The organism is Terrabacter sp. LjRoot27, from assembly GCF_964254175.1.
Lineage (GTDB): Bacteria > Actinomycetota > Actinomycetes > Actinomycetales > Dermatophilaceae > Terrabacter.
In genome coordinates, this window is record NZ_CAXUSS020000001.1 from 3,822,418 (window position 1) to 3,844,125 (window position 21,708).

The window sequence follows — 21,708 nt, forward strand, 5'->3', positions numbered from 1 at the left end:
GCCCGCATAGTCTGCGACCGTCATCTCGGGCTCCGACCCGGAACCCGCCACTCCACCTGTCAGGGGACCACGTTGAAGATCGTCACTCGGGCCGCCGCCGTCCTCGTCACGGCAGCCGTCCTGGCCGTCGCTGGCCACACCACCGCGAACGCCTCGGGAGACGGCGACGCCGCCGTCTGGTGTGCCAAGCAGGGTGGTCAGAGCACCAACGGCACGTGCCCGGTGCAGCCGCCCACGACCATCTGAGGCTCGCCGTCAGGAGGGCCCGAACGGGTGCGCCGGGGAGGACCACCTCCCCGACGCACCCGTTCTGCATTCCACGCGTCGGCAGCACCCGCCGACGCGCGCGGCGCGCGGGTCAGCCCTTGTGCCAGTAGTACGCGGTGCCGCCGTTGGCCTGGGCGTGCGTCGTGGGGTTGTAGGTGTGCTCGCCGACCTTGTTGGGAGCGACGAAGTTGGAGTCGATGACGCGGATCCCGGTGCCGTCCGGGTCGCCCGTGACGATGGCCGTGTGGATGCCGCGGTCATGGGCGGCGTTCGTCTCCTGGATGATGTCGCCCGGCACGACGTTGGCCTTGGAGACCTGGTGGTAGCCGGCGTTGATGTAGGCCTGGTAGTAGCCGGTGCCGAGCGTGTTGGCGTGGGTCTCGGCGTAGATCTTCTGGACGAAGACCTTGCACTGGCCCTGGTAGGTGCCGAGGTAGTTGCGGGCGTGGGCCACCATCGGGTGCAGTGCACTCGCCGTGGACGCGCTCGTGAGCGGCACGGCGCCGGAGGCCGCGACCGTGAGGGCGACGGCGGCCAGGACCGTGCGGGCGGAGGTCTTGCGGGCGCTGGTGAACATCTTCTGCTCCTTGGTTCGAGGTGCCGGCCAGAGACCCCTGAGCCGGCGCGTCCAGCCCGGCGGGTGCGGGTGAGGGCGTGCCACCAGACTCGTGACAGCCGCTAACCCACGGCTAACCGTCCCCGCTGACCAGCGCCGACGCCGTACGACCCGCGCCGCCGAACGATTCCGGCGCCTCCGCACGGCATGCGTGAGCGGCCCGCCGTCCCGGTGGGAACGGCGGGCCGCGTTGGGTTCTCCCAGCTCAGTCGCCCTGGGGATCCGCGGGGACCGCGCTGTCGGGCGCAGGGACACCGGGCCCGCCTGCCGGGCCGGGCGCCCCGGCCCCGACGGACGCCATCTCGGGTATGCCGTCCGGCGCGCCGGCAGCGCCCGCCGACTCGTCGAGGTCGGCCGCGGCACCCGCGAACTGGGCGGCATACAACGTGGCGTAGGCGCCGCCGGTCGCGAGCAGCTCGGCGTGCGTGCCCTTCTCGACGATGCGCCCCTCCTCCATGACGAGGATGAGGTCGGCGTCGCGGATCGTCGAGAGGCGGTGCGCGATGACGAAGCTCGTGCGGTCGGAGCGCAGCGCGGCCATGGCGTGCTGGACGAGCAGCTCCGTGCGCGTGTCGACCGAGCTCGTCGCCTCGTCGAGGATGAGCAGCGCCGGGTCGGAGAGGAACGCGCGCGCGATCGTGACGAGCTGCTTCTCGCCGGCCGAGATGTTGGACGCCTCGTCGTCGAGCACCGTGTCGTAGCCGTCGGGCAGCGAGTGCACGAACCGGTCGACGTAGGTGGCCTTGGCGGCCGCGACGACCTCCTCGTCCGTGGCACCGGGGCGACCGTAGGCGATGTTGTCGCGGATCGTGCCGCCGAAGAGCCACGTGTCCTGCAGCACCATCCCGATGCGCGCGCGCAGGTCGTGGCGCGTCAGGTCGCGGATGTCGACGCCGTCGAGCGTGATGCGTCCGCCGTCGAGCTCGTAGAACCTCATGATGAGGTTGACGAGCGTCGTCTTGCCGGCGCCGGTCGGTCCGACGATGGCCACGGTCTGCCCGGGGCGGACCGACAGGTCGAGGTCCTCGATGAGCGGCTTGTCGGGCGTGTACGAGAAGGCGACCGACTCGAACGCCACGGCACCGTGCGGGTCGTCGATGCGCGCCGGCGTGACGGCGTCAGGCTCCTGCTCGTCGGCGTCGAGCACCTCGAAGACGCGCTCGGCGGAGGCGACCCCCGACTGGAGCACGTTGGCCATCGACGCGACCTGTGTCAGCGGCTGCGTGAACTGCCGGGAGTACTGGATGAAGGCCTGGACGTCACCGAGGCTCATCGTGCCCGACGCGACGCGGAGGCCGCCGACGACGGCGATGGCGACGTAGTTGAGGTTCCCGACGAACATCATGACCGGCATGATGATGCCGCTGATGAACTGGGCACCGAACGAGGCCTCGAAGAGCTCGTCGTTCTTCTGCTTGAAGTTGGCCTGGGTCTCCTTCTGGCGGCCGTAGACCTTGACGAGCCCGTGTCCGGTGAAGGTCTCCTCGACGATGCCGTTGAGCTCACCGGTGTTGCGCCACTGCTGGATGAAGAGCTTCTGCGAGCGCTTGGCGATGAGGCCCGTGACGACGATCGAGATCGGGATGGAGACGAGCGCGATGAGCGCGAGCTCCCACGAGATCCAGAACATGATGCCGAGCACGGCGACGACCGTGAGGAGCGAGTTGAGCAGCTGGGACATCGTCTGCTGCAGGGACTGGCCGACGTTGTCGATGTCGTTGGTGACGCGGCTCAGCAGCTCACCGCGGGGCTGGTTGTCGAAGTAGGGCAGCGGCAGGCGGTTGAGCTTGGCCTCGACCTCCTGGCGCAGGTCGTACATCGTGCGCTGGAGGACGCCCTGGAGGATCCAGCCCTGGATCCACATGAGCAGCGACGCGACGACGAAGAGCGCGACGACGAGCAGCAGCACGCGGGCGACGGCGTCGAAGTCGATGCCCGCGCCCGGGATGAAGTCGACGTTGCTCAGCAGGTCGGCATACGTCGTCTGGCCCTGCGCGCGCAGGGTCTCGATGACCTGCTCCTTGGTGGTGCCGGGCGGCGCGTCGATCGTGCCACCGATGACGCCCGCGAAGATGAGGTCGGTGGCGCGGCCGAGGATCTTCGGCCCGATCGAGCTGAGCGCGACGCTCGCGACCGACAGCACGAGGACGACGACCACCTTGATGCGGTGCGGTCGCAGCCGGCCGAGCAGGCGCTTGGCCGACGGGCCGAAGTTGAGCGACTTCTCGCCCGGCTGACCCATCTGCATGTGGGGCGGACCGCCCCGTCGGGCCGGCCCGCGGCGGACCTCTGCGGCCTTCTCCTCGGCCGTCTTGACTCCCTCGGCCATCAGGCCGCCTCCTCCGCGCTGCGCTGGGACTCGACGATCTCCTGGTAGGTCGCGCAGGAGTCGACGAGCTGGTCGTGCGTGCCCTGGCCGACGATGCGGCCGTCCTCGAGCACGATGATGTGGTCGGCGTCGACGATGGTCGAGACGCGCTGGGCCACGATGACGACGGTGCTGCCCAGCGTGGCCGGCCGCAGGGCCCGACGCAGGCGTGCGTCGGTCGAGAGGTCGAGGGCCGAGAACGAGTCGTCGAACAGGTAGATGTCGGGGCGCTTGACGATGGCCCGGGCGATGGCGAGGCGCTGGCGCTGGCCACCCGAGACGTTGGTGCCGCCCTGCGCGATGGCCGAGTCGAGCCCGCCCATCGCCTCGACGAAGTCCTGGCCCTGGGCGATCCGCAGGGCGTCCCACAGCTCCTCGTCGGTGGCGTCCGGGTTGCCGTAGCGCAGGTTGGTCGCGACGGTCCCGCTGAAGAGGTAGGGCTTCTGCGGGACGAGCCCGATCTTGCTCCACAGGTCGTCGAGCTCGAGGTCGCGCACGTCGACGCCACCGACCCGCACCTTGCCGGCGGAGGCGTCGAAGAGGCGCGGGACCAGCCCGAGGAGCGTCGTCTTGCCGGCGCCCGTGGACCCGATGATGGCCGTCGTGCGTCCCGGGTCGGCCCGGAAGCTGACGTCGTGCAGCACGGCCGCCTCGGCGCCCGGGTAGTGGAAGTCGACGCCGACGAGCTCGAGGCCCGCAGCGGCAGGAGGCATCCTCAGCGGCTGCACGGACTCCACGACGGACGACTCGGTCTCGAGGACCTCCTGGATGCGGCCGGCCGAGACCGAGGCGCGCGGGATCATCGTGGCCATGAAGGTCGCCATCATGACGGCCATGAGGATCTGGACGAGGTAGGAGAGGAAGGCCGTCAGCTCGCCGATCTGCATGTCGCCGGAGGCGATGCGGTGCCCGCCGAACCACATGACGGCCACGGTCGAGAGGTTGAAGATGACCATGACGATCGGGAAGACGAGGGCCATGAGGCGACCGACCTGCAACCCGGCGTTGGTCAGCTGGCCGTTGGCCTCGGCGAAGCGGGCCTCCTCGTGCTCCTCGCGGACGAAGGCGCGGACGACCCGGATGCCGGTGATCTGCTCGCGCATGACGCGGTTGACGCCGTCGAGCGAGGTCTGCATGCGGCCGAACCACGGCACCATCCGCGAGATGACGAGGCCGACGACGAGACCGAGCAGCGGCACGGCGACGGCGACGAGCCACGACAGGCCGACGTCCTCGCGGAGGGCCATGATGATGCCGCCGACCATCATGATCGGGGTCGTCACGAGCAGGGCGAAGCCCATGAAGACGACCATCTGCACCTGGGTGACGTCGTTGGTGCTGCGCGAGATGAGCGTCGGAGCCCCGAAGCGCGTCACCTCCTGCGCCGAGAAGTCGACGACCGTGCCGAAGACGTTGCCCCGGACGTCGCGACCCATGCCCATGGCGACGCGGGCCGCGAGGAAGGTGGCCGCGACGGACGCCGCGATCTGCACGAGGCTGACGGCGAGCATGATGCCGCCGTGGCTGATGATGAAGGCGGTGTCACCCTTGGCCACGCCCTGGTCGATGATCTCGCCGTTGAGGCTCGGCAGGTAGAGCGAGGCCATGGTGCTGACGAGCTGGGCCAGGCAGATGAGCACGATCTGGCCCGAGTAGGGACGCAGGTGACTGCGGAGCAGTCGGATCAGCATGTCGGTGCCTTTCGGTGCACGGGCGACGGTGGGGTGTCGCTGAGGAACGCTAAGGACTCACGTGGGGTGAGGGTCAACTGGTTTGTCACGGTCGCGGCTCCCCGTGCGGTGCGAGCATCCGCGGGTCTCCGCCGAGCTGCGCGTGGAGCTCGGCGATCGACAGGCCGCTCTCGGTGGGGGCGGACCGTCGCACGAGGCCGAAGAGGACGGTGTCGACGATCTCCTCGGGGGTCAGCACCTTCCCGTCGGCGATGCCGGGGTGGCTGCCCGAGAAGGTGAGCAGCCGGATCCGGTGGATGAGGTCGGGGCCGGGCACGACGAGGCAGTCCTCGTCGTGGACGAGCATCTGGTGGATCGTGTCGAGGAGCGGCTGGTGCGCGGCCACGTGCTCCTCCTCGTCGGCGTGTCCGCGCAGGTGCCGGCCGGCGTCGTAGCAGGCCTGGTGCGGCCCGCGGTTGGGCGGCTCGGTCAGGCCGAGGGCCCCCATGAGGCCGAAGACCTCGGTGAAGCGGTGCTGCATGATGCGCGTGAAGTCGACGAGCCGGTCGCGGAGGGACCCCTCCGGGTCGATGGCCGAGATGCGGCGCCGGACGGGGGCCGGGCAGAACGCCGCCTGCACGGCCTCCTTCTCGAGGACCTCCTTGGTCGGGAAGACCCGGAAGATCGTGCCCTCGGCCACGCCGGCCTCCTGCGCGATCTCGCTCGTCGTGGGCTTGCGCCCCTCGCGGTGGGCGAGACGGACGAAGACCTCGATGAGGGCGTCCCGGCGGTCATCGGGGCTCATCGGGGCCGCCCGTTGACCGGTTCGCTGACCCTCCACACGTGTCGACACGCTGACCATCATGAATGAGTGAGCGCTCACTCACAAGTGGTTTCGGGGCGCCGATGACACATTTCGCCGCAAACCCGGGTATGCAGCCCTCCGGACCCCTCGACCGCAGCGGCTCGCGCCGCGCGGTCCCACGCCCACCTGTCCCTCTCCAGCCGATCCGAGGTCCGCATGACTGCAACGACGCAGCGCACCGCCACGACCACCAGCACCCCGGGATTCCTCGACCGTCGCCGCACGGTCGCCCCCCTCGGCTTCAACCGGTGGCTCATCCCACCGGCCGCCCTCGCCGTGCACCTGTGCATCGGTCAGGTCTACGCGACGAGCGTCTACAAGACCTCCCTCGTCGCGCACTTCGACACCTCCCAGACGGCGATCGGCATCATCTTCTCGATCGCCATCGTCATGCTCGGGCTCTCGGCCGCGGTCTTCGGCACGTGGGTCGACCGCAACGGCCCGCGCAAGGCGATGTTCGTCGCGACGGTCTGCTGGGGCACCGGCTTCCTCGTCGGCGCGGCCGGCATCGCCACGAGCCAGCTGTGGCTGCTCTACCTCGGCTACGGCGTCATCGGCGGCATCGGTCTCGGCATCGGCTACATCTCGCCCGTCTCGACCCTCATCAAGTGGTTCCCGGACCGTCCGGGCCTCGCCACCGGGCTCGCCATCATGGGCTTCGGCGGTGGCGCGATGGTGGCGAGCCCGCTCTCGCGCCAGCTGCTCGCCCGCTTCGACCCGGGCTACACGCCGTCGGACTCGACGTCGACGGCCGACGGGCACGCCCTGACGCTCCTCTTCGTCACGCTCGGGATCGTCTACGCCCTCGTCATGCTCATCGGCGTCTTCAACATCCGCGTCCCGCACCCCGAGTGGAAGCCCGAGGGCTGGACGCCGCCCGCCGACGCGAGCGACACCGCCGCGCTCGTCACGACGAAGTCGGTCTCGGCCGCGAGCTCGGTCCGCACGCCGCAGTTCTGGCTGCTGTGGGTCGTCCTCTTCTGCAACGTCACCGCGGGCATCGGCATCCTCGAGCAGGCCAGCCCGATGATCCAGGACTTCTTCCGCGAGAACGGCTCGTCGGCCGTGACCGTCGCTGCCGCAGGCGGATTCGTCGGCCTGCTGTCGCTCTTCAACATGGCCGGGCGCTTCGTCTGGAGCTCGACGAGCGACGTCATCGGCCGAAAGCCGATGTACATGGTCTACCTCGGCGTCGGCATCCTCGCCTACATCGGTCTCGCGCTCGCCGGCCACGTCGCCATCGCGCTCTTCGTCCTCATCGCCGCCGTGCTCATCTCGTTCTACGGCGGCGGTTTCGCGACCGCGCCCGCCTACCTGCGCGACCTCTTCGGCACCTTCCAGGTCGGCGCCATCCACGGCCGGCTGCTCACCGCCTGGTCGGCCGCCGGAGTCGCAGGGCCGCTCATCATCAACGGCTTCCTCGACGCCCAGGGCAAGCCGGGCACGCTGACGGCCGACGCCTACACGCCCGCGCTGCTGACCATGGTCGGCGTGCTCGCCGTCGGCTTCGTCGCCAACCTCCTCGTGCGCCCGGTCGCCGACCGCTTCCACGAGTCCGACGACGTCGTCGAGGCGGCCAAGCCGGCTCCGGTCGAGGAGGGCGAGGGCTCCTCGCGCCTGCCGGGGACCGCGCGCGTCGTCGCCCTGTGGGCGGTCATCGTCGTCATCCTCGCCTACGGCGTCTTCCAGACGGTCACGACGGCAGCCAAGCTCTTCGCCTGACCGGCACCACCCTCAAGCGCGAGATCGCTTGCAGCGGCGGCCTGCTCGTTCAGACGAGCAGGCCGTCTGCCACGAGGTCGCGCACCTGCGGGAGCACCTCGGCACGCACGTCGGCGGGGTCGAGACCGAGCACCGTCGCGATGGCGTCGAGCGCGGCCCCCGCCGTCAGCTCGCCGTCGGCCACGCCGAGGTATGCCGCGAGCAGCGTCCCGGCGCGGACGACGCGTCCCAGCCCGCCGCCCTGCCGGACGAGGATGACGCTCGGGTCCTCGGCACCCGGGACGCCGTGCCGCTCCTCCGTCACGTCGGGCGCGCACGACCACGCGACGTCGAGCACGTCGCCGTCGGAGTGCTCGGCCAGCCACGTGCGGGCCCGCAGTCCCGCGTCGACCGCCGGTCCCATCGGCGCCGCGACGGGACCGTGCGCCTCGTCGAGGGAGCGCCACGGCGCGCGGTCGGTCGCCGGCCGCTGCAGCGTGACGACCCCGAACCCGACCTGCTCGACACCCCGTGAGGCGAAGTCGCGCAGCCACGCGGCATACATCAGCGAGTGGGCCTCACTGCCGGGCTGGGCGCCGCCGTCGCGCGCCCACAGCTCGGCGTACTCGGCGGGGTCCTGCGACTCGCGCTGGATGACCCAGGCGTCGAGGGCGACCCCGTCGCGGGCTTGCTCGTCGAGCCATTCGCCCCAGACCTCGCGCCACGTGCGTCCCGCCGGGACCTCCCAGTTGCCGAGGAACTGGGCGATGCCGCCCGGCTCGAGCACGCTGCCGACCTGGCGAACGAGCGAGCGGACGAGGGTGTCGCCGGCGCGGCCGCCGTCGCGGTACTCGTAGAGCGGCACCCCCTCGTCGCGGGGCGTGATGACGAAGGGTGGGTTGCTGACGACGAGCGAGAACTGTTGCCCCGCAACAGGATCGAGCAGGTCACCTGCTAGCAGCTCGACCTCCGGGACGGCGCCCACACCCTCGGAGGCCGCGAGCGCGACGTTGAAGGCGGCATACGCCAGCGCGCGCTCGGAGATGTCGGTCGCGACGATGGAGCCGACGTGGCCGGTCAGGTGCAGGGCCTGCACGCCGCAGCCGGTGCCGAGGTCGAGCGCGCGGTCCACGGGCCGGCGGACCGTCCACGACGCGAGGGTCGTCGAGGCGCCGCCGATGCCGAGCACGTGGTCGGGCCGCAGTGGGCCGCCGACGGCGAGCTCGGACAGGTCGGAGGCGACCCACCAGTCGTGGGCGTCGTCGCCGTAGGGACGCAGGTCGCACGTCGCGAGGACGTCGCGGTCCGGAGGCGCCCCGCGGTCGGCGGCGAAACCGGCACGGCCCTCGAGGCGCACGAGGCCGAGGCGTACGGCCCCGTCGACCCCGAGCGAGGGCAGGGCGGCGGCCAGGGCCGATGCACGCACCCGCCGGCCGAGGGTGAAGAGGCGCACGAGGACGCCGCACGCGTCGTCCACCGACGTGACCGACGACTCCGTCGCGAGGAGCGCCGGCAGCGGCTGCTCACGGTGCAGTGCGGCGGACGCCACCGGCCCGAGACGCTCGGCGACGCCGTCGACGGTGAAACCGGCCGCCGTGAGGTCCGCACGCAGCAGCGCGACGAGGGACCGGTCGACGACAGGGGTGTCGTTCAGGACTGCTCGCCCGGCGCGCTCGCCCCGGCCGCGCTCGAGGCGAGCGCCGCGTCGAGGGTCGGGTGGATCTCGAAGACCTTGTCGAGGCCCGTGATGGAGAAGACCTTGAGGACGCGGTCGTCGGTGCCGACGAGGAGCATCGACCCGCCCCGCGTGCGGGTCAGCTTGAGGCGACCGACGAGCACCCCGAGCCCGGTCGAGTCGAGGAAGGTCACGTCCGTGAGGTCGACGACGAGCTTGGTGCGGCCGCTCTGGATCTGTTCGTCGAGCTTCTCGCGCACGAGCGGCGCGGTGTAGACGTCGATCTCGCCGCCGAGGTGGACCACGGTCTGCTCGCCATGGTCGGCTCGGGTGATCGAGAGATCCACCTGTGCCCCTTCCTTGTGCCGACACGTACAAAGATTCTGGTCGCGGGTCCCGCCGGTCCGGTCCTGACGTCGTGCTGACCGTTCCCCGCCCGGCTCGTTCCCCGCGCGTGACTGACTGCGCAGTAACATGCCCCGCTCGTCGGTTACCGTACCCCGACGGCATACGGTTGCTCCACATGAACGGGGAGTCAGCGCCCGCGGGACCCGTGCCGGAGGACCTCCTGCGCACGCTCGTCGGCGACCATCCCGAGCGGCTCGTGCACGTGCACGAGGTGCCCGCTCGCCGCGCCGTGCTCGGCGCGTGGCCGGAATGGGTCGACCCGACGCTCCTGGGCGCCCTGCTGGCCTCCGGCATCGAGGCCCCGTGGTCGCACCAGGTCGAGGTGGCACAGGCCGCCCACGCCGGCCGGCACGTCGTCGTCAGCACCGGGACGGCCTCCGGAAAGAGCCTCGGCTACCACCTGCCGATGCTCAGCGACATCATCACCGGGACCGGGGCGCCGAACGGACGCGGCGCCACCGCGCTCTACCTCTCCCCCACCAAGGCGCTCGCCGCCGACCAGCTGAGCCGCATCGACCGGCTCGCCCTGCCCGCGGTCCGTCCCGCGACGTACGACGGCGACACACCCACCGACGAGCGGCGCTGGATCCGCGACCACGCCAATCTCGTGCTGACCAACCCCGACCTGCTGCACCACTCCCTGCTGCCGGGTCATGAGCGGTGGAGCTCGTTCCTGCGGGCACTGCGCTACGTCGTCGTCGACGAGTGCCACGTCTACAAGGGCGTCTTCGGCGCCCACATGGCCGCGGTGCTGCGGCGGTTGCGGCGGGTCGCCGCGCGCTACCGCTCCGAGCCGACCTTCGTCTTCGCCTCTGCCACCGTGGCCGACCCGGAGGAGCACGCCTCACGCCTCCTCGGTATGCCGGTGACCCCGGTGACGCGGGACGGCTCGCCCCGCGCGTCGATGACCTTCGCCCTCTGGGAGCCACCGCTCCTCGTCGACGAGACCGGGCAGCCGTCGCGGGTCAGCACCATCACCGAGACGGGCGAGCTGCTCGCCGGGTGCGTGCGCGAGCACGTGCAGACGGTGGCCTTCGCCCGGTCGCGGGCCGGTGTCGAGGTCGTGGCGCGGATCGCGAAGGAACGGGTGCCCGTCACGGACGAGCACCGGGTCGCCGCCTACCGCGGCGGCTACCTCCCGGAGGAACGTCGGGAGCTCGAGCGGTCACTGCGTGCGAAGGAGCTGCTCGGGCTCGCGGCCACCAACGCCCTCGAGCTCGGCGTCGACGTCAGCGGCCTCGACGCCGTGCTGCTCGCGGGATGGCCGGGCACGCTGTCGTCGCTGTGGCAGCAGGCCGGCCGGGCCGGGCGTTCCGGAGAGCGGTCGCTCGCCGTGCTCGTCGCCGCCGACGACCCGCTCGACACGTTCGTCGTGCACCACCCGGAGGCCATCTTCGGCCGTGGCATCGAGGCGACCGTCGTCGACCCCGACAACCCGCACGTGCTCGCGCCCCACCTGGCCGCGGCGGCCGCCGAGCTGCCGGTGACCGAGGCCGACATCGAGATCTTCGGGCCGCAGACGCGCGTGCTGCTCGACGCGCTCGTCGCCCGCGGGATCCTCAAGAAGCGGCCCCGCGGCTGGTTCTGGGGGCGCGAGGACCGGCCCGCCGACCACCTGTCGCTGCGCGGCGCCGGTGAGCCGGTGCGCATCATCGAGACCCGCACCGGACGCGTCGTCGGCACCGTCGACGACTCGAGCGCGCACTCGCAGGTGCACACCGGCGCGGTGCACCTCCACCAGGGCCAGACGTGGGTCGTCACCGAGCTCGACCTCGACGACCACGCAGCCTTCGCGGTGCGCGGTGACCCCGGGTGGACGACGCAGGCGCAGTCGGTCAGCGACTTCCAGATCGTCCACGAGACGGAGCACGAGGAGTGGGGACCGCTCCGCTGCTCGTTCGGCCACGTCACGGTGCGCCACCAGGTCACCTCGTTCCTGCGCCGCCTGCCCGGGGGCGAGGTGCTCGGCGAGCACCCTCTCGAGCTGCCACCGCGCTCGCTCGCGACGAAGGCCGTGTGGTGGACGATGCCCGTCGAGGAGCTCGCGGCCGCCGGGGTGGACGAGGACGGCATACCCGGGGCGGCCCACGCGGCCGAGCACGCGGCCATCGGCATGCTCCCCCTCTTCGCCACGGCCGACCGGTGGGACATCGGCGGCGTCTCGACGGCGCTCCACCCGGACACGGGGCTGCCGACGATCCTCATCTACGACGGGCACCCCGGTGGCGCCGGCTTCGCCGAGCGCGGCTACCGACGGATCCGCCCGTGGCTCAGCGCGACCCGCGACGCCATCGACTCGTGCGAGTGCCCGGAGGGCTGTCCGTCGTGCATCCAGTCGCCCAAGTGCGGCAACGGCAACGAGCCCCTCGACAAGCGCGGCGCCGTGGCGCTGCTCGATCTCGTCCTGCGCCACGCCAATCCCGGATTGAGGAGCGTCACGTGAACCGACCAAGCCGCCGACCGCGCCCGTCGGGCTCCTCGGGTCCGCCGCGCCCGCCGCGTCCGTCCGGGCCGCCCGGCCCGTCCGTGCCGTCCGTGCCGTCCGTGCCGTCCGTGCCGTCGCAGCCTCCCCCGCCCACCGGACCACCGGAGCCGCCGACGCCGCGGGACCCGGCCGCATCCCCGGGGTCGGCGGGATCGGCGGAGAGGCCTCCCGACTCCGCCTCACGCCCGTGGCGCGGGATCACGGGCGGGACGGCCGGTGCGCCTGCGCCCTCCGTCGTCGCGCGCGGGACGCTCCGCCGGGTCGACGTGGAGATGCGACCCCTCGTCCTGGACGCCGACGACGGGACGACGTGGGAGCTGCTGCTCCCGCCCGGCTGGGTGCTCGACGCCGAGCCGGGCGCGCGGGTGACCGTGAGCGGGGACGCCCCGACCGACGTGGCCACGGCGTCGATGGTCGGCCCGGTGCTGCGCGTGCGGTCGCTGTCGCGCGGCGACTGAGCATCCGCAGGCGGCGGTCCCGCCCTTCCGGGCGGCCGACCGCCCTCGCCCTCGGCGGTCCGACCACACTCTGAGACATAATGCTGCGTTATTTGACCGGTAACGCATCGCTATTCGAAACTCCCATGCAACGGATAGGAAAGCAGCCACTCGTCGGCTGTCGACCGACCCGGCGCGCCGCAGCCCGCGACGCGACCCCCATCCGGACCGCACCCCTCAGGAGGCCGACATGCGCCGCCCCTCGATCGCCCTCACGGCCATCGCCGTCACCGCGACCCTCGGCCTGACCGCATGTGCCGGTGGCGGGTCCAGCGACACCGCCGGAGTCCCGGGCACCGACGCCGCGGGCGACGCCGCGACGAGCACCATCAACCTCTACGCGTACGCCGTGCCCAAGGTGGGCTTCGACGTCGTCATCCCCGCCTTCCAGAAGACGAAGGCCGGCCAGGGCGTGCAGTTCCAGCAGAGCTACGGTGCCTCGGGCGACCAGAGCCGCAAGGTCGCCGCCGGCGCCCAGGCCGACTTCGTCAACTTCTCGGTGGAGCCCGACATCACCCGTCTCGTCGACGCCGGCCTCGTCGACTCGAACTGGAATGCCGACGAACACAAGGGAATCCCGTTCGGCTCCGTGGTGACGATCGTCGTGCGCAAGGGCAACCCCAAGGGCATCAAGGACTGGGACGACCTGCTCAAGCCCGGCATCGAGGTCGTCACGCCCAACCCGTTCTCGTCGGGCTCGGCCAAGTGGAACCTCCTCGCCCCCTACGCCGCCAAGAGCAACGGCGGCGCCGACAAGGCCGCCGGCCTCGCCTACGTCTCGGCCCTCGTCAAGGACCACGTCAAGGTCCAGCCGAAGTCGGGCCGCGAGGCCACCGAGACCTTCCTCCAGGGCAGCGGCGACGTGCTCCTCAGCTACGAGAACGAGGCCCTCTTCGTCGAGAAGAACGGCGACCCCGTCGAGCACGTGACGCCGCCCAAGACGTTCAAGATCGAGAACCCCGCCGCCGTGCTCAAGGGCAGCAGGAACCTCGCCACGGCCACGGCGTTCAACGACTACCTCTACACGCCGGCGGCGCAGAAGCTGCTCGCCCAGGCCGGGTTCCGCCCCGTCGACACGACCGTCGCCCGGGAGTACGCCTCGACGTTCCCGGCACCCGCGAAGCTCTGGACCATCGCCGACCTCGGTGGCTGGAAGACGGTCGACAGCACGCTCTTCAAGAAGGACGTCGGTGACATCGCCAAGATCTACGACCAGGCGACGCAGTGACGTCTGACACCGACCAGCAGCGCAGGGGCCCGCATCCGGAGACGGAGGCGGCGCCCCTGCCGCCACGTCCGGACGCGCCCGCACCGGACGGCATACGCCCTCGGGGCGGCGACGCCGCACCCGCAGTCGCGCCGCCCGGTGGCGGCCCGCGACGCACGCACCACGGCAAGGGCCTGCGCGGGCTCCGCCGGCCGCTCGGCATCGGCATCGTCACGCTGTGGCTCAGCGTCATCGTCCTGCTGCCGCTCGCGGCACTGACGGTCGCGGCCTTCGACGAGGGCCTGGCCGGGTTCTGGGAGGCCGTGACCGCGCCCGCCGCGCTCGCGTCCCTCTGGGTGACCGTGCTCGTCTCGGCCGTCGTGGCCCTCGTCAACGCCGTGCTCGGGACGCTCGTCGCGTGGGTGCTGGTGCGCGACGAGTTCCGCGGCAAGCGGTTCGTCAACGCCTTCATCGACCTGCCGTTCGCGCTGCCGACGATCGTCGCGAGCATCGTGCTGCTCTCGCTCTACGGGCCCAGCAGCCCCATCGGGGTCGAGCTCAACGCGACGCGCTGGGGGCTCGTCGTCGCGCTCCTCTTCGTCACCCTGCCGTTCGTCGTGCGGTCGGTGCAGCCCGTGCTCATCGAGGCCGACCGCGACGTCGAGGAGGCCGCGGCCTCGCTCGGCGCCACGACCTGGACGACCTTCCGCCGCGTCGTGCTGCCGACCCTGGCGCCGGCGATCCTCAGCGGGACCGGGCTCGCCTTCGCGCGCGCCATCGGCGAGTACGGCTCGGTCGTGCTCATCGGCGGCAACATCCCCCGCGAGACCCAGGTGGCCTCGCAGTACATCCAGCAGCAGATCGAGATCGACCGCCCGCTCAACGCGGCCGCGGTCTCGGTCGCGCTGCTCGCCATCGCGTTCGTCACGCTGCTGCTGCTGCGCGTCGTGTCGAGCCGCAGCCAGCGACGCGAGGAGCGTGACGCATGAGGGTCTCCCGGCGCACCCGCCTGTCGCTGCGCGTCGTCGCGCTCGGCTACCTCTTCGTCCTGCTCGCCGTGCCGATCGGCGTCATCCTCTGGCGCACGTTCGAGCCGGGGCTGTCGGTGTTCATCGCCTCCATCTCGACGCCCGCCGCGAAGTCGGCACTCAACCTGTCGCTGCTCATCGTGGCCATCACGGTGCCGGTCAACGTCGTCTTCGGGGTCGCGACCGCGCTCGCCCTCGTGCGCGGTCGCTTCCGCGGACGCGGGCTGCTCCAGGCCGTCGTCGACCTGCCGTTCGCCGTCTCGCCGATCGTCGTCGGCGTCTCCCTCATCATGCTGTGGGGCGTCAACGGGTGGTTCGGTGCGCTCGACCGGTCCGGCTTCCAGGTCATCTTCGGGATCCCGGGCATGGTGCTCGCGACGATCTTCGTGACCTTGCCCTTCGTCGTGCGCGAGGTCGAGCCGGTGCTCCACGAGATCGGCCAGGAGCAGGAGCAGGCCGCCTCGACGCTCGGGGCCAACGGGTGGCAGACGTTCTGGCGCATCACGCTGCCGGCCATCCGCTGGGGCCTGACCTACGGCGTCGTGCTGACGGTCGCACGGGCCCTCGGCGAGTTCGGCGCCGTGATCATGGTGAGCTCCGGCTTCCCCGGCGTCTCCCAGACGCTGACGCTCCTCGTGCACTCCCGCTACATCGACGACCACAACACCTACGGCGCGTATGCCGCCGCCACCCTCCTCATGGGCATCGCGCTGCTCGTGCTGCTGCTCATGACCGTGCTCGACCGCAAGAGGAGCGACCGATGATCACCGTGACCAGCGCCCGGAAGGACTACGGGTCGTTCACCGCCCTCGACGACGTGAGCCTCGACATCCCGAGTGGCTCGCTGACCGCCCTGCTCGGGCCGAGCGGTTCCGGCAAGTCGACGCTGCTGCGCGCGATCGCCGGCCTCGAGGAGCTCGACTCGGGCACCGTGACGATCGAGGGCCGCGACGTCACGGACGAGCCGCCGCAGCGACGCGGCATCGGCTTCGTCTTCCAGCACTACGCCGCCTTCAAGCACATGACGGTCCGCGACAACGTCGCCTTCGGCCTGACGATCCGCAAGCGCCCCAAGGCCGAGACGGCCAAGAAGGTCGACGAGCTGCTCGAGATCGTCGGGCTCGACGGCTTCCAGCACCGCTACCCCGCGCAGCTCTCCGGTGGGCAGCGCCAGCGGATGGCGCTCGCCCGGGCCCTCGCCGTCGACCCGCAGGTGCTGCTGCTCGACGAGCCGTTCGGGGCCCTCGACGCCAAGGTGCGCACCGACCTGCGCCAGTGGCTGCGTCGGCTGCACGACGAGGTGCACGTGACGACGGTGCTCGTGACGCACGACCAGGAGGAGGCGCTCGACGTCGCCGACCGCATCGCCGTGCTCAACAAGGGACGCATCGAGCAGGTCGGCGACCCCGTCACGCTCTACGAGCGCCCCGCCAACGACTTCGTCATGGGCTTCCTCGGGTCGGTCGCGCACCTCGGCGGGCAGCTCGTGCGACCGCACGACATCGCCCTCGAGCGCGACCGCGCGACGGCCCTGGCCCTCGACGCCAAGGTCGCCGACTCCCCCGGTGTCATCGACGCCGTCGTCGAGCGCGTCGTGCCCCTCGGCTTCGAGGTGCGGGTCGACCTGCGCGCCGACTCCGGAGAGCGCTTCGCCGCGCAGATCACGCGGCGTGACGCGGCGCAGCTGCAGCTGCGCGAGGGCGAGACGATCCACGCGCGTGCCGTGGGTCGGTCGAGCATCGTCGAGCACGACCCCGCGCTCGCGATCTGAGGCGCAGCGTCCAGCTGCGAAGGCCAAGGTGGGACAGGTCTCGCCCCGACACGGACGACGGCATAACGTATGCCGTGAAGCCCCTCTCGTCGCCGCGCGACGCGGGCGGGCAGCTCGGGTCACCGAGTGAACTGAGGCGGCGAGGGGACGACACCTCGCCGCCTCAGTCACACCCCCACCCACCCCACCCCCTCGAGTGGTCACTCCGGTACAGGGGATCTCCGCGCAGAAACGACCACACGACCACCCCACCCCCTCGAGTGGTCACTTCGGTACACCCGGACGTCCGCGCGGAAACGACCACTCGACCACCCCACCCCCTCGAGTGGTCACTCCGGTACACCCGGACGTCCGCGCATAAACGACCACTCGAGGGGTCTTGACCGTCGAGTGGTCGCCTCGGTACGGCCTGGTCAGGAGCGCTGATAGGCGCATGGGTCACCGCGGGTGCGGCAGACTGCACGGGTGGACATCTCGGCACGAGTCGACTACGCGGTCCGCGCGATGCTCATCCTCGCCGAGTCGGACGCGGAGGGCTCGGGCCCGATCAGCATCGACAGCCTCTCGACCCGGCAGGAGCTGCCGCGCAAGTTCCTCGAGGCGATCTTCGCCGACCTGCGCCGCGGCAACCTCGTGCTGAGCCGTCGCGGCGCCCGCGGCGGCTACGTGCTGGGGCGGCCGCGCACCGAGATCAGCGTCGGCGACATCTTCCGCGCCGTGGACGGTCCGCTCGCCGAGGTGCGCGGGCTGCGACCGCACGAGACGGAGTACCACGGCGTCGCCACCCACCTGCCGAGCCTGTGGGTGGCCGTCCGCGCCAGCCTGCGCGAGGTGCTCGACGACACCTCCCTCGAGGACCTCCGCACCGGCGACCTGCCCGACCGGGTGCGACAGCTGCTCACCGCCCCGGACGCCTGGCAGAACCGCTGACGTCCGGTCGTCAGCGCTGGGGACCGGCACGGGAGCGAGCCGTCGCAGGGTCGGGCCACAGCCGGGCACGGACCGTCACGCGCAGTTCGACGTCTGCTCCCCTCGACGAACACGACTGTGTCGCAGCGCCGTTCGCGCGAACGACCCGTTGCGCCACAGCGCAGGCCTGAGCTGGGCTCGCGCCGTCCTGCATCGCCGAAGCGGCGGCCAGGGAGCCGAGGTCGGCGGCGACGCGCGCGCGGTGGCTGGCCACGACCACGGACGCCACCACGAGGCCGCCCATCGTGAGGACCAGCACGACGGCCACGACCGACAGGGCCAGGATGCTCGCCGCGCCCCGCTCGCCCTCCGGCCTCGTCGGCCGCGGTTGACACTCTCGATGTCGCGGTCGGCGCCGTGGTGCTGGCGGCCGGTGCAGCTGTGGGCGTGTGTAGCGCCGTGGCTGTCGGTGACGTTGCCGCCGTCGGTGTGACGGGGAGGCCGGTCGGAGGGCAGGGGTCGTCACGACGGCGACTCGACGGGAGTGACGGCGGAGGCGCTGAGCTCCCAGCCGGGCAGCACGCCCCAGCCACCCGTTCGGGCCGAGACGACGACCCGGACTCCCCCACCGACTCCGAAGACCTGCACACGAGCGCCCGCCGGGGCCGACTCGGCCGCGAGGGCAGTGACGCGGGCCGCGTCGTCACCACGGGCCGCGGCCCGGGCGGCGACACGAGCCGCGTCGACGCACCGGATCTGGTCGACGGCGGCGTTGACCGCGACGAGGCAGAAGCCGAGGACGAGCACGACCGACGGGATGGCGACGGCGAGCTCCGCCGTCACCATCCCGCGCTCCCGACCCGGTGCGGGCCGAGCGCGTCGCGACCTCACCCCGCGATCCCCAACGCGCTCTGGACGATGCCGGCCAGGGCGCCGCGCACGGCGTCGGACTTGACGACGCCGAGCAGCACGAGGGCGAACGTGCAGGCCGCCATGATGCCGACGGCGTACTCCGCGGTCGTCATCCCCCGGTCGCGAGGTCCGGACGTCCTGCGGTGACGCGTGAGTCGTCGGATGAGCTGATGGGTCATGGGTTCTCCTCTCCTCGCCCGGACCGGATGCCCGGGACGCTGTGCCCTCGTGACCGAGGGATGATCGGTGGCCCGTCAGGCGGCGAGCAGGTCACCTGCGAGGGCGATGACGAGCGGTGCCACGGTGGTCAGACAGAAGGCCGGAAGCAGCACGAGACCGAGTGGCGCGACGAGGCGGACGCCGACCTTGGCCGCCGAGACCTCGAGCCGCTCGAGCTCGGCCGCGTGCAGGTCGTCCGAGGCGGCACGCAGCATCGCGCCGGGCGGCACTCCCGCCTGCTGCGCGATGGCGACCGCGCGCGCGGCCGGTGCCCACGTGGGTCCCACCGAGGCCCAGGCGTCGGCCTCCGTGGCTCCCCACCTCAGGGCGGCTGCCACCTGTCGCAGGTCCGAGGACGGACGTCCGGTCAACCCGGTGGCCACCGCCTCGAGCACGTCCCACGTCGGCAGGCCCGACCGGTAGGCCAGGGCCAGCAGGGCGAGGGCCGAGGACACCTCGGCCTCGGTCGCACGCCGCCCGTCGTCAGCGGCGCCGCCGTCGTGAGGAGGGCGACGCGAGTCGCCGTCCGAGCCTGCGTCACGGGTCGAGCCGACGGCCTGGTGGGCGACTGTGTCATCCGTGGCGCCACCGGACCTGGCGCCGGGACCGCCGGACAGGACGAGGACGGCAGAGGCGGACAGTCCGGCCGCCACCAGACCCAGAAGCGGCGCGTCCCGGAGCGCGTCGGCGATGGCGTCGGGTGTCACGGTCGCACCGCCGCCCGGACCATCCGGGAGCACCAGACCCTCCCGGTCCAGACGAGGAGGAGTCCGACGACGACGGAGGCCGTCGCGATCGGCGACCCGAGGTAGAGCGTCGCCGGGTCGATGCCGCAGGCCAGCCCGAAGAGCGGACCCGTCAGTGGGAGGAGGGTCAGGACGGTGACGGTGGCGCGTGGACCTGCCACGGCGACGGCGACCCTGCCCCGACGGGCTCGCGCGTCGAGGAGCCCTCGGACCGCACGCTCGACCGCGGAGGCGAGTGGAGCGCCGGTGGTCTCGGACAGGCGCCAGGCAGCAGCGACGAGCGCCAGCTCCGGCGAGGCGCTGCGCGCGGCCCACTCGCCCCAGACCGGCGAGGTCGGCTCGGCCCGGTCGCTCGCGTCGAGCAGGCCGCCGACGAGCCGGTCGATGTCGGCCCCGGTGGAGGCACGGCCCGCGCCGCCCGCGGTCCCTCCGGACGTCCACGGACGCCGAGGTGACGAGGTCGCGGCCGAGCGCCGGCTCGCGCGCCCGCCAGCCCGTCGGTCCTGTCCGGCTCGGCCCTGTCGGGCCAGACGGACCCGCTCCGCACCGAGCGTCGAGGTGGCCGCGAGCTCGATGGCACGGCTCGGCGTCAGGCCGGCGCCGAGCGCCGGACCGATGCCGCGCAGCAGGTCGAGGACGTCGTCGACGAGCGCTCCCGGCCGTCGGCGCAGTCGCCACCTCTGGTAGAGGTCGACCGGGTCCTGCTGCCACACGCTCGGTCCAGCGCCGTCGCCACCCGTCGCGAACCCGTCACCGGCCAGGCCGCGACCGGCGCGCGGTCCGCCGGGGATCCCACCACTGAGCCCACCATCGATCCCGCCCCCTGGACCACCGGCAGCCCCACCCCTCAGTCCTGCACCGGGCTCGCGCCCGGCCCCGTCACCGCACCAGAGGTCGACCACGATCGTCCTGCGGGACACCCGGCGCGGCCACACGAGCACGGCCAGACCCAGCAGCACCGCGGCGAGCGCCCCCACCGCGCCGGCGTTCACGACGCCTCCTCGATCGGAGTCGGCGCCGGGGTCAAGGCCGAGGCCGAGGCCGGCGGCAGGACAGGAGCTGGGGATCGCATCGGGGTCGCCGTCGGGGCCGGGATCGAGGTCGCGATGGACCTCGGGGTCGCCGTCGGGGCCGGGATCTGGGTCGCGATCGGGGCCGTGGCCGTGGCCGTGGCCGTGGCCGTGGAGACGAGCTGCGCCTCCAGCCCGAGCCGACCCGCGAGCGCCGGCCACGCCGGCCCGGGTCGGGGCTCGTGACCGGGGCCGTCCCACTCGAGCGCGGGCACGATGCAGGGGTCGCCGTCGCGCCGGAAGAGCGCCGCGACCGAGGCGACCCGCCGTCCTCCCCGGTCACGGGTCACGTGGACGACGACGTCGATGGCCGCCGCCAGCTGGGCCCGGACGGCGTCAGGGGACAGGCCTGCCAAGGCCCCCAGCGCCTCGAACCGGGCCACGACGTCGGCAGGAGCGTTGGCATGGACCGTGCCGCAGCCACCCTCGTGGCCGGTGTTGAGGGCGGCCAGCAGCTCCCTGACCTCGGCCCCACGGACCTCGCCCACGACGATCCGGTCGGGGCGCATGCGCAGCGCCTGCCGCACGAGCGTCGTCAGGGTCACCTCACCGGCGCCCTCGACGTTGGCCGGACGGGCCTCGAGCCGGACAAGGTGCGGGTGGTCGACCGTCAGCTCGCGCACGTCCTCGACGACGAGCAGCCGCTCGACCGGGTCGCTGCAGCCGAGCAGCGCCGCAAGGAGGGTGGTCTTGCCCGCGCCCGTGCCACCCGAGACGACGAACGCGAGCCGCTGCGCGACGAGCGCTCGCAGCACCGGCTCCCACTCCGGGGGCAGCATCGCGCGCCCCCGAAGCTCGGCCAGTGACACCGGCTCGCCGGGCGGCACCCGGATCGTGATGTGCGGGCCGCCGTCGACGAGCGGCGGCAGCATCGCGTGGAGGCGAGCCCCGGACGGCAGCTGCCCGTCGACCCAGGGGCTCGCCTCGTCGAGACGGCGGCCCGCGATGCCGGCGAGGCGGACGGCGAGGCTGCGCGCGTCGTCGGCGTCGAGCCGCTCGCCCACCCACTCCATGCCGTGGCCGCGGTCGACCCAGATGCGCCCGTCGCCGTTGACGGCGATGTCGGTGACGCCCGGCTCCGCGAGCCACGGGTCGAGCGGGCCGGCGCCGAGCACCCGAGAGGCCAGCGCCGAACTGGTCTCGGCGACGCGCTGGGCCCCGAGGGCGCCACGCTCCTGGGTCGCCACCTCGGCGACCGCGGCGCCGTCGGGACCGATGCCGTCGCGGACCCGCTGCCACACCGCCGGGGTGAGCGAACCGCCGGGCCGTGGCTGCGCGCTCATGCCGCGACCGT

21 protein-coding genes are annotated in these 21,708 nt (G+C 72.4%); 9 read left to right on the plus strand and 12 right to left on the minus strand.

Features of this window, described 5'->3' with window-relative positions:
* The first annotated feature begins 72 nt into the window (after positions 1-72).
* Entirely contained in the window at positions 73-246 is a 174-nt protein-coding gene (locus tag ACSQ2D_RS17620) for a hypothetical protein (protein WP_435987221.1), read from the plus strand.
* Positions 247-358: 112 nt separating this feature from the next.
* Here ACSQ2D_RS17620 and ACSQ2D_RS17625 read toward each other — a convergent pair whose 3' ends face one another.
* The 4 genes from ACSQ2D_RS17625 to ACSQ2D_RS17640 form a co-directional block, all read right to left on the minus strand.
* A complete protein-coding gene (locus tag ACSQ2D_RS17625; RefSeq protein ID WP_435987222.1) occupies positions 359-844 on the minus strand; it encodes a CHAP domain-containing protein in 486 nt (161 codons plus the stop codon).
* A 244-nt stretch (positions 845-1,088) separates the two neighbouring features.
* A complete protein-coding gene (locus ACSQ2D_RS17630; RefSeq protein ID WP_435987223.1) occupies positions 1,089-3,212 on the minus strand; it encodes an ABC transporter ATP-binding protein in 2,124 nt (707 codons plus the stop codon).
* The gene (locus ACSQ2D_RS17635; protein ID WP_435987224.1) at positions 3,212-4,942 is read right to left on the minus strand and encodes an ABC transporter ATP-binding protein; all 1,731 of its coding nucleotides are present in this window, start codon (positions 4,940-4,942) and stop codon (positions 3,212-3,214) included. Before ACSQ2D_RS17635 ends, ACSQ2D_RS17630 begins: the two co-directional genes overlap by 1 nt.
* An 85-nt stretch (positions 4,943-5,027) precedes the next feature.
* A complete protein-coding gene (locus ACSQ2D_RS17640) occupies positions 5,028-5,726 on the minus strand; it encodes a TetR/AcrR family transcriptional regulator (protein WP_435987225.1) in 699 nt (232 codons plus the stop codon).
* Between the two features lie 216 nt (positions 5,727-5,942).
* Here ACSQ2D_RS17640 and ACSQ2D_RS17645 point away from each other — a divergent pair, with 216 nt between their 5' ends.
* Positions 5,943-7,508, plus strand: a complete 1,566-nt coding sequence (locus tag ACSQ2D_RS17645; RefSeq protein WP_435987226.1) for an OFA family MFS transporter — start codon at positions 5,943-5,945, stop codon at positions 7,506-7,508.
* 49 nt (positions 7,509-7,557) lie between these two features.
* On the opposite strand, the gene ACSQ2D_RS17650 is transcribed toward ACSQ2D_RS17645, so the two are convergent.
* Together ACSQ2D_RS17650 and ACSQ2D_RS17655 are read right to left on the minus strand one after the other, a co-directional pair.
* Positions 7,558-9,141, minus strand: a complete 1,584-nt coding sequence (locus ACSQ2D_RS17650; RefSeq protein WP_435987873.1) for a DUF7059 domain-containing protein — start codon at positions 9,139-9,141, stop codon at positions 7,558-7,560.
* A complete protein-coding gene (locus tag ACSQ2D_RS17655) occupies positions 9,138-9,509 on the minus strand; it encodes an anti-sigma factor antagonist (RefSeq protein WP_435987874.1) in 372 nt (123 codons plus the stop codon). The genes ACSQ2D_RS17650 and ACSQ2D_RS17655 overlap by 4 nt, the downstream gene beginning before the upstream one ends.
* 176 nt (positions 9,510-9,685) lie before the next feature.
* On the opposite strand from ACSQ2D_RS17655, the gene ACSQ2D_RS17660 reads away from it, so the two are divergent.
* The 7 genes from ACSQ2D_RS17660 (at position 9,686) to ACSQ2D_RS17690 (ending at position 17,488) form a co-directional block, all read left to right on the plus strand.
* Positions 9,686-12,013, plus strand: a complete 2,328-nt coding sequence (locus ACSQ2D_RS17660) for a DEAD/DEAH box helicase (RefSeq protein ID WP_435987227.1) — start codon at positions 9,686-9,688, stop codon at positions 12,011-12,013.
* Positions 12,014-12,321: 308 nt separating this feature from the next.
* On the plus strand, positions 12,322-12,513 hold the full coding sequence (locus ACSQ2D_RS17665) for a hypothetical protein (protein ID WP_435987228.1): 192 nt from the start codon (positions 12,322-12,324) through the stop codon (positions 12,511-12,513).
* A gap of 229 nt (positions 12,514-12,742) precedes the next feature.
* Entirely contained in the window at positions 12,743-13,780 is a 1,038-nt protein-coding gene (locus ACSQ2D_RS17670; protein ID WP_435987229.1) for a sulfate ABC transporter substrate-binding protein, read from the plus strand.
* Positions 13,777-14,748: a sulfate ABC transporter permease subunit CysT gene (gene cysT / locus ACSQ2D_RS17675; protein WP_435987230.1), complete on the plus strand. Its 972-nt coding sequence runs from the start codon at positions 13,777-13,779 to the stop codon at positions 14,746-14,748. Before ACSQ2D_RS17670 ends, cysT begins: the two co-directional genes overlap by 4 nt.
* Entirely contained in the window at positions 14,745-15,551 is an 807-nt protein-coding gene (gene cysW, locus ACSQ2D_RS17680; protein ID WP_435987231.1) for a sulfate ABC transporter permease subunit CysW, read from the plus strand. Before cysT ends, cysW begins: the two co-directional genes overlap by 4 nt.
* Entirely contained in the window at positions 15,548-16,558 is a 1,011-nt protein-coding gene (locus ACSQ2D_RS17685) for a sulfate/molybdate ABC transporter ATP-binding protein (protein ID WP_435987232.1), read from the plus strand. The genes cysW and ACSQ2D_RS17685 overlap by 4 nt, the downstream gene beginning before the upstream one ends.
* A 465-nt stretch (positions 16,559-17,023) precedes the next feature.
* Complete coding sequence (locus tag ACSQ2D_RS17690; RefSeq protein ID WP_435987233.1) at positions 17,024-17,488, plus strand: RrF2 family transcriptional regulator; 465 nt, start codon at positions 17,024-17,026, stop codon at positions 17,486-17,488.
* A 10-nt stretch (positions 17,489-17,498) separates the two neighbouring features.
* On the opposite strand, the gene ACSQ2D_RS17695 is transcribed toward ACSQ2D_RS17690, so the two are convergent.
* The 6 genes from ACSQ2D_RS17695 to ACSQ2D_RS17720 all read right to left on the minus strand — a co-directional run bounded on the left by ACSQ2D_RS17695 (position 17,499) and on the right by ACSQ2D_RS17720 (position 21,697).
* Positions 17,499-17,993, minus strand: coding sequence for an Rv3654c family TadE-like protein (locus tag ACSQ2D_RS17695; protein WP_435987234.1), 495 nt, complete (start codon positions 17,991-17,993; stop codon positions 17,499-17,501).
* Positions 17,990-18,313, minus strand: coding sequence for a TadE family type IV pilus minor pilin (locus ACSQ2D_RS17700; RefSeq protein ID WP_435987235.1), 324 nt, complete (start codon positions 18,311-18,313; stop codon positions 17,990-17,992). Before ACSQ2D_RS17700 ends, ACSQ2D_RS17695 begins: the two co-directional genes overlap by 4 nt.
* A 41-nt stretch (positions 18,314-18,354) precedes the next feature.
* Positions 18,355-18,558 (minus strand): DUF4244 domain-containing protein, encoded by a 204-nt coding sequence (locus tag ACSQ2D_RS17705; protein WP_435987236.1) that lies wholly within the window; start codon positions 18,556-18,558, stop codon positions 18,355-18,357.
* A gap of 75 nt (positions 18,559-18,633) precedes the next feature.
* Positions 18,634-19,305, minus strand: coding sequence for a type II secretion system F family protein (locus tag ACSQ2D_RS17710; protein ID WP_435987237.1), 672 nt, complete (start codon positions 19,303-19,305; stop codon positions 18,634-18,636).
* Entirely contained in the window at positions 19,302-20,336 is a 1,035-nt protein-coding gene (locus ACSQ2D_RS17715; protein ID WP_435987238.1) for a type II secretion system F family protein, read from the minus strand. The genes ACSQ2D_RS17710 and ACSQ2D_RS17715 overlap by 4 nt, the downstream gene beginning before the upstream one ends.
* Positions 20,333-21,697 (minus strand): TadA family conjugal transfer-associated ATPase, encoded by a 1,365-nt coding sequence (locus tag ACSQ2D_RS17720; RefSeq protein WP_435987239.1) that lies wholly within the window; start codon positions 21,695-21,697, stop codon positions 20,333-20,335. The genes ACSQ2D_RS17715 and ACSQ2D_RS17720 overlap by 4 nt, the downstream gene beginning before the upstream one ends.
* Between the last annotated feature and the right edge of the window lie 11 nt (positions 21,698-21,708).

Excerpts from the sequence above, each read along its gene's own strand:
- ACSQ2D_RS17635 (WP_435987224.1), bottom strand. The coding sequence starts at position 4,942 with ATGCTGATCCGACTGCTCCGCAGTCACCTGCGTCCCTACTCGGGCCAG.
- ACSQ2D_RS17720 (WP_435987239.1), bottom strand. The coding sequence starts at position 21,697 with ATGAGCGCGCAGCCACGGCCCGGCGGTTCGCTCACCCCGGCGGTGTGG.
- ACSQ2D_RS17685 (WP_435987232.1), top strand. The coding sequence starts at position 15,548 with ATGATCACCGTGACCAGCGCCCGGAAGGACTACGGGTCGTTCACCGCC.
- ACSQ2D_RS17660 (WP_435987227.1), top strand. The coding sequence starts at position 9,686 with ATGAACGGGGAGTCAGCGCCCGCGGGACCCGTGCCGGAGGACCTCCTG.
- ACSQ2D_RS17670 (WP_435987229.1), top strand. The coding sequence starts at position 12,743 with ATGCGCCGCCCCTCGATCGCCCTCACGGCCATCGCCGTCACCGCGACC.
- ACSQ2D_RS17705 (WP_435987236.1), bottom strand. The coding sequence starts at position 18,558 with ATGACCCATCAGCTCATCCGACGACTCACGCGTCACCGCAGGACGTCC.
- ACSQ2D_RS17700 (WP_435987235.1), bottom strand. The coding sequence starts at position 18,313 with ATGGTGACGGCGGAGCTCGCCGTCGCCATCCCGTCGGTCGTGCTCGTC.
- ACSQ2D_RS17640 (WP_435987225.1), bottom strand. The coding sequence starts at position 5,726 with ATGAGCCCCGATGACCGCCGGGACGCCCTCATCGAGGTCTTCGTCCGT.
- ACSQ2D_RS17625 (WP_435987222.1), bottom strand. The coding sequence starts at position 844 with ATGTTCACCAGCGCCCGCAAGACCTCCGCCCGCACGGTCCTGGCCGCC.
- cysW (WP_435987231.1), top strand. The coding sequence starts at position 14,745 with ATGAGGGTCTCCCGGCGCACCCGCCTGTCGCTGCGCGTCGTCGCGCTC.
- ACSQ2D_RS17630 (WP_435987223.1), bottom strand. The coding sequence starts at position 3,212 with ATGGCCGAGGGAGTCAAGACGGCCGAGGAGAAGGCCGCAGAGGTCCGC.
- ACSQ2D_RS17645 (WP_435987226.1), top strand. The coding sequence starts at position 5,943 with ATGACTGCAACGACGCAGCGCACCGCCACGACCACCAGCACCCCGGGA.